The organism is Desulfosporosinus sp. BICA1-9 (assembly GCF_000802135.1).
The window spans coordinates 1-7,030 of record NZ_JUEE01000266.1; the positions used below are offsets into that span (position 1 = coordinate 1).

The 7,030-nt window shown below is 41.1% G+C and carries 4 protein-coding genes and 1 pseudogene; 3 read left to right on the forward strand and 2 right to left on the reverse strand.

Annotated features, from left to right (window positions below; translation table 11 throughout):
* Positions 1–141, forward strand: a 141-nt coding sequence (locus JL57_RS36165) for a 4Fe-4S dicluster domain-containing protein (RefSeq protein WP_291300883.1), incomplete at its 5' end; no start/stop codon positions are given.
* Positions 142–349: 208 nt separating this feature from the next.
* Here the strand turns inward: JL57_RS36165 and JL57_RS33090 are convergent.
* On the reverse strand, positions 350–2,575 hold the full coding sequence (locus JL57_RS33090) for an acetyl-CoA hydrolase/transferase C-terminal domain-containing protein (RefSeq protein ID WP_034146121.1): 2,226 nt from the start codon (positions 2,573–2,575) through the stop codon (positions 350–352).
* 357 nt (positions 2,576–2,932) lie between these two features.
* Between JL57_RS33090 and JL57_RS33095 the strand changes: the two genes are divergently transcribed.
* Positions 2,933–3,793, forward strand: a complete 861-nt coding sequence (locus JL57_RS33095) for a radical SAM protein (protein WP_034146118.1) — start codon at positions 2,933–2,935, stop codon at positions 3,791–3,793.
* A gap of 136 nt (positions 3,794–3,929) precedes the next feature.
* On the opposite strand, the gene JL57_RS33100 is transcribed toward JL57_RS33095, so the two are convergent.
* Positions 3,930–6,158 (reverse strand): acetyl-CoA hydrolase/transferase C-terminal domain-containing protein, encoded by a 2,229-nt coding sequence (locus JL57_RS33100; RefSeq protein WP_034146119.1) that lies wholly within the window; start codon positions 6,156–6,158, stop codon positions 3,930–3,932.
* Positions 6,159–6,746: 588 nt separating this feature from the next.
* Here JL57_RS33100 and JL57_RS33105 point away from each other — a divergent pair.
* A pseudogene (locus tag JL57_RS33105) lies at positions 6,747–7,030 on the forward strand (transposase); the annotation flags it as partial.

Consider the following 7,030-nt stretch of genomic DNA (forward strand, 5'->3'; position numbering starts at 1 on the left):
TCTGGTGGCATGGAGAAAGCGGCTCCCCTCGTTTATTCCTGTCTGCGTTGTGGCAGATGCGTAGAACGTTGCCCGATGAGCATCGAGGTACCAGCCATGGTGGGAGAGCTGCGCGAACGCATCGTCTATGGTAAATACTAAAATTCAATAGAATGACTGCTACAGAATCTTGAATTAGGGGGATAGTTTGAACTACAGACTATCCCCTGTGTTTAATAGCGCACAGTGCTGTAGTCATAGTCATTGCGTCAATAAAACAGAGGTGTAACGATCAGATCATGATCGCTGCACCTCTGTTTCTAGTTTGTTAAATATCGTTTGCCAACTCTGAATATCCTGTGTCTAGTACTTACTTCGACTCTGCTCGATTGGAAGAGTTAAGAGGAGAAGGAGCAGTACTCTTCAGCGCATTGACGTTCCGAAGAGCAAACACAACGGTCTTTCTCATGATTCTCTCATTCAAAGAAGACGGATCGTGCAGTTTCATTCTCTTCAGGTGATTGTAAGCTGATTTGGGGATGGGTCTGAGTAATTCGCTGACCATCCCCTTGACCATCTTAAGGCGATTTCCTTTGGCCAAGGCCTTCAAGGACTTCAAAGCTCCACCTAGTACAACTTCCTCTGCCATTAAATCCGTACCAAACGGGAATTGCTGAAAGAGACCTTGAGATTGATACGGCTTTAACAGGTCGGAAATTTTTGGGGGCAGGTTATTTCTGTACTCTTCTGGAATTTCATAATCCAAAGGTAGCTTATGCGCTTTTTTTGCTTGCTCAAGGAGTTGCTTTTGAAATCTAGAGTCAGCGATATTGATCATTTCCATGACAACTTGTTTTTCTGGTTTACCTTTAATATCAGCAATTCCATACTCTGTAACCACAATATCTCTCAGATGTTTAGGAATTGAACAATGTCCATAACTAAAGACAATGTTGGACTTAAGGCTTTTACCTGACCCTTTGGTACTTTTGATCATGATCAGAACTCTTGCCTCAGGTAGGACATGGCCCATCGCAACAAAGTTATATTGGCCACCGATTCCGCTGACTACCTGACCATTCTCGAGCTGATCTGAGGCGATTGCCCCCAGAACACTTGCCACCATGCCAGTATTCACAAAGCGGGCATCCTTTCTCTGCAGGGTCCTCAGTTCTTCTCCACCATAAAGCTGGTTGACCTTTTCCACAGCTGACATGACAAAGAGCTGTCTTTCCTCTTCACTCATCTCATTAAGAGCTTGATAGAAGGCTTTTGGGCCTAAAAAGAAGGCACCCTGCACGACAAACCCCTTGAGAAGTTCTTTGCCAAGCAGTTTTCGAATCGCAAGTCTGTTCTTTTCGTCGTTCATATCCGCTGAGTAGCTGATCTCTCCATCTATGATTGATAAATTTTCATACTTAAGACCCTTTTTCAAAATTCCATAGTCACAAAGGAAGGAGAAGTCTTTGGCGCTAAGCTTTCTATGGACTGCTTTTATCTCGAGCAGTTGGTCTATGATGTCCGGTGGAATGTTGTCAGCGGAGAGCTTATCGTCATTAATTAGTTTCATGAGAGGGATACTGTCAAAAACCTTCCTTTTCAAAATACCACTCTTATACATCTGCATAAAGGCATCGACAAACATCTCTGATGAACCAAAAAGCCCCTTTTGGAAGACTCCTATATCCCCCCATCGAGCAATTAGTTTTTCATAGCGTTTTGTCAAGCCCGCCTTGTTCAAGACCTCTTGATATGTATCATTATGTTCATTGCGCATAATAAGTCCTGCAACAATAGCATCGCCAAGGGCACCAATCCCTACCTGTATTGTGCCGCCGTCTTTGATCAAGGTGCTGACATTAAGAGCAATCATGTGATCTGACAGGGCCACGGAATCTTTAGGAGGGCAGAAGAGTTCATAGTCAAATTGTGGCCCTTGCAGAATAATGTCATAGCTTTCCGCTTCTACAACAGCATCTCCATACATAAAGGGCAGTTTTTTATTGGCTTCCCCGATAATAACGACCTTCTCACCTTTATCCCTCATTGCACCCATTTTCCGGATAGTTTCAAGACAGATATCCGGGTTGCAAGCCATAGAATAGAGGGTTTTGCCATTGATTTCTTGGTAAGCGATAAGTTCCCCGAAGACGTTGGTTCCAAGGGCTAAAGCATCACGCACAACATGGGTGTAGTGTGAAGACAGATGGTTTTGCTGAGGCAGTGGATTATTGAGATTTGAGCCTGCTTTGCTGTAAAACTCAAAAACATCAACATTTTTCGGAAGTTTTCCCTCTCTGAAATCCAGCATGTAGTCAAACTCCGGAACCCCTGCGAAGACTCTATCTGAAAGAGGCTGGAGAAAGCGTTTTTCGAGTTCTGAGTGGCCTTTAGGTTTTTCAAGTGAGAGAGCGGTAATGATTTTAAGCGAGATTTCCGGATCCTCTTTAGCCCGTCTGTAGAGTTCATTGAGAAAGAGAATCGGTTTTCCTAGGGCGAGGGTCATAGAGAAGGTGATATCCTTCCCGACATAGTTGATCACCGTATCGACACATTTTTTCACGTCATTATAGATCATTCCTGGCTTTTCATTCAACATTCTAGTCGCCTGCCATTTCATCGAAATTTTCTAACAACAGAGTGCGGTTGATGTAAATTATAGCCCCGACCAAGAGGATCCTTTTTGGTGAATCCTCATTCATTAAGTGAATGTTATCATAAATTTGCACATAATGTAATATAAATAATCAAATTTAATTATCTATTATGATTATTTATATTACTTAAATAATTAAAAAACCCTTTTCTACAGTTAGTCACAATTTAATGTATATTCAGAATTAATAGATTAAATAAATAATAAACTGCAGATTGTTATTTACGCTTCCTCAAGAGTTATGATAGAATGACTAAAAGTGGTAATTAAGAAGAGGGAAAGTACGGGTGAATCAAAATGCGTTATGAAGGAACGGTCTATCGACCACCAAGTGAGGCCGAGAGTTTGCTGATCCAGGCGACCATTGGTTGTCCTCATAATAAATGTACTTTTTGTAATATGTATCGAGATAAGAAATTCCGGATCCGGTCCGTAACAGACATTAAAGAGGACCTTCGAATGGCTCAGGATTATTATGGAAACAAGGTTCAGACAATTTTCTTCCCGGATGGAAATACAATATTAATGAAAACAGACCAGCTCATAGAAATCCTCAACTATGCTCGAGAACTGTTTCCCTTCTTAAAGCGTATGACCGTCTATGGTTCCGCAAAATTTATCAAATTAAAAACTCTCCAGGAGTTGCGTTTACTGAAAGAAGCAGGTTTAAACCGTATCCATTCGGGAATGGAGAGTGGGGACGACGAAGTTCTGCGCAGAATTCAAAAAGGCTTCACTGCCTTAGAAATGATTGAAGCAGGTCTCAAAGTGAGAGAAGCGGGGATTGAACTAAGTGAGTATATCCTGATTGGGATTGGTGGGCGAGAACGCACCTATGAACATGCCATAGAAAGCGCTCGAGTACTGAATAAATTCACCCCAGACTTTGTCCGTTTACGGACTTATGTTCCCTATAAAAGAACCCCTCTCTATGAAGAACTACAACAAGGAAGCTTTCAGCTTCTAAGTCCTCACGAAGCTTTAAGAGAAACACGGTTATTGGTTGCAAATTTAGAAGGCCCCTTCGAATTGTTAAGTGATCATTTCTCAAACTTTGCCTGGGTCAATGGAACTATTCCTAAGGACAAGGCAATTATTCTAAATAGCCTAGATCAGCTTTTAGAGGTGCCGGAAAACGAATTTAGAACAAGGTATTAAGTATAAGGAAGACCTAGCTGGCGTCAAGCGTTCGGCTTCGACGATTGCCTTCTTAGAAATCAAAAAGCCAAGGCTGGATTTTAAACCAGCCTTGTCCTTTTGATTTTATGGATACACGATTTTCACTGCGAGAGAGTTATTTACTAAAAGATTTTACGGTTGTATTAGGCACTTGAGGAGGAGCAAAATCGCGAAGACTGTTGTTGTGCCTTAAGGCAAAGGTAACAAGTTTTCTCAGGATTTTCTCTTGTATAGAAGACGGCTTTTCAAGCTTCAAGCGTTCCATGTAGGGATGAGCAGATTTGGGGATTGGTCTGAACAATTCGAAGAGCACCCCTTTTGCCAGGGTAAGGCGATTTCCAGTCGATAGTCTTTTTAGGACCTTTAACGCTCCCCCCAGAACCACCTCCGTCTCTGTTAGATCCGTCCCAAATGGAAAAGGTTTAAAAACACCATGGGCTTGATAGGGTTTCAAAAGGGCGGAGATAGTTTCTGGGGTATTATTTCTATATTCTGCTGGGATTTCATAATCTAGAGGTATTTTGCCAGCCTTTTTGGCTTGATCAAGCAGCTGCTGTTGAAAACGAGAATCGGCAATATTGATCATTTCGGCAATGACTTGCTTTTCAGGTTTACTGCGAACGTCTGCAATCCCATACTCTGTTACAATGATGTCTCGCAGATGCTTGGGCACTGAGCAATGCCCATAACTGAAGACAATATTGGATTTCAGACTTTTACCAAAGCCCTTGGTACTCTTAACCATCATAATAACTCTAGCATCCGGTAGGGCATGCCCCATAGCCACAAAGTTATATTGTCCACCGATCCCGCTGATAACCCGACCATCCTCCAGCTGATCTGAAGAAATGGACCCCAGAACACTTGCCACCATTCCAGTGTTGACAAAACGTGCATCTTTCCTTTGCAGGGTTCTCAGTTCTTCTCCACCATAAAGTTGGTTAACCTTTTCAACACCGGACATGCCAAAGAGTTTTCTTTCCTCTTCGCTCATGTCATTAAGAGCTTGATAGAAAGCTTTTGGTCCAAAAAAGAATGCGCCCAGAATAACTTGACCACCCCTCAGCTCTTGTCCAAGCAACGTTCGGATCTTAATGAGGTTTTTACTGTCATTCATATCCGCAGAATATTTGGTTTCGCCGTCCATAATATGGCCCGATTCATAGGTAAGACCCTGTTTCAGAATTCCGTATTCTGCAAGAAAAGTAAAATCTTCCTCATTTAGGTTAGAGTGGATTGCCTTCATTTCAATGAGTTGATCTATGATGTCTGTAGGGATGCTGTCTACTGCGAGTTTTCCACTATTGATTAGTTTCATAATCGGGATGCTATCAAAGACTTTTCTTTTTAAGATCTTGCTTTTATACATCTGCATAAAGGCATCTACAAACATCTCCGATGAACCATAGAGACCTTTCTGGAAAACTCCTGTATCTCCCCACTCGCTGATGAGTTTCTCGTATCTCTTCATAATGCCGGATTTTTGGAGGAACTCCTGATATAGGTCATTATGTTCATTTCGCATGATAAGCCCTGATACAATAGCGTCGCCAAGGGCACCAATCCCTACTTGGATAGTGCCACCATCCTTAATTAAGGTGCTAACGTTAATACCGATCATATGATCAGGCAGGGCCACAGGATTTTGAGGAGGACAGAAAAGTTCGTAGTTGTACTGTGGACCTTGAAGAATAATGTCATAAGTATCCGCTTCCACAACGGCATCTCCATACATAAAGGGCAGTTTTTTGTTAGCTTCCCCTATGATAGCGACTTTTTTTCCCTTGGCCCTAAGCTCCTTAAGATTTTTTACTGCTTCAAGACAAACATCTGTATTGCAACTCATAGAATACATTGTTTTTCCGTTGATTTTTCGGTAACCTACCAACTGACCAAAGACGTTACAACCTAAAGCCACAGCATCCCGATTAGCATGGGTGTAGTTCGTAGCTAAATGGTTCTGCTGAGCTTCGGGACTATTCAGGTATCCGCCCGCTTTACAGAAGAATTCTAAGACTTCAACGTTTTTTGAGAGTTTTCCAGCTCTAAAATCCAGCATATAGTCAAATTCTAGCACTCCTTCAAAAATCCTATCCGAGAGAGGTCCTAGAAATCGTTTTTCTAGGTCGCTGTGGCCTTTCGGTTTCTCAAGAGCCAGAGCAGTAATGATTTTGAGCTTTATCTCGGGATCCTCTTTGGCTCGCCTGTAAAGTTCATTGATAAACAGGATAGGTTTACCAAGGGCAAGGGTCATACTGAAGGTAATGTCTTTTCCCACATAATTAATGACTTCATCAACACACTTTTTTACATCATCATAGATTGTTCCCGGCTTTTCATTCATGTCATAGTCGCCTGCCATTTCATAATAATTTGATAAAAACAAGTCCGCGTTGTAATACAGAAGTTCATGGACAAATAAGGCTCCCGTTTAAACAATAAATGAATTTCAATTCAGTTAATTGAATATTACCATAAATTAGACAATATTGTAATAACAATAATCAAATTCTTTAATTAATTTTGATTATTGTTATTAGTCGAATAATATTCTTGCCAAGGGGCGAATACGGATTCATCAAGTCTTGTTAGAAAAACAGAGGTTTAATACTTGGCAGGCATTAGATTTTTCTTGAAAGTGAGTATTTATACCTAGGTATATATAGTTTGTAGGCTTTAGACATTAGAGATAAACAAAAAAAGTGACTGGTAAAAACCAGCCACTTTTCCTTATCGCAAACCTAATTATCGCTTTTTAAACCCGAGTTTGGCGACATAAATTTCCAGGCCCTTGCAGCACAAGGGTTACAGCCCTCAACCACTATTGTGTAGTCCTAACTTTTCGAAAATATTAACCCGAAAATATACTTTATTATCAGCATTTGTGGTATAATATTTGTAGTACTAACTGAGTTGCTCTTGGAGGCCACAAATGTTTCTAAAGAAAGTTACCATTAATAAAGAAGGCAAAACCTACAATTATTATAAAATTGTCGCTTCTTATAGAGATAAAGACGGAAAACCTAAGCATCGCCTCATTCAAAACCTTGGTGTCTTGTCTGAAGAGGATGCCACAAGGATGAAAATGATTCTACAGGTTCAGCAGGATGCTGATCTTTCACTAGCTAAAAGTTCCGACATTGTAGTCACAAAGCATTGGGTGTTTCTGCCCATCCTTTTATTACATTCGTTGTGGGAGAACTTCAACTTACATCG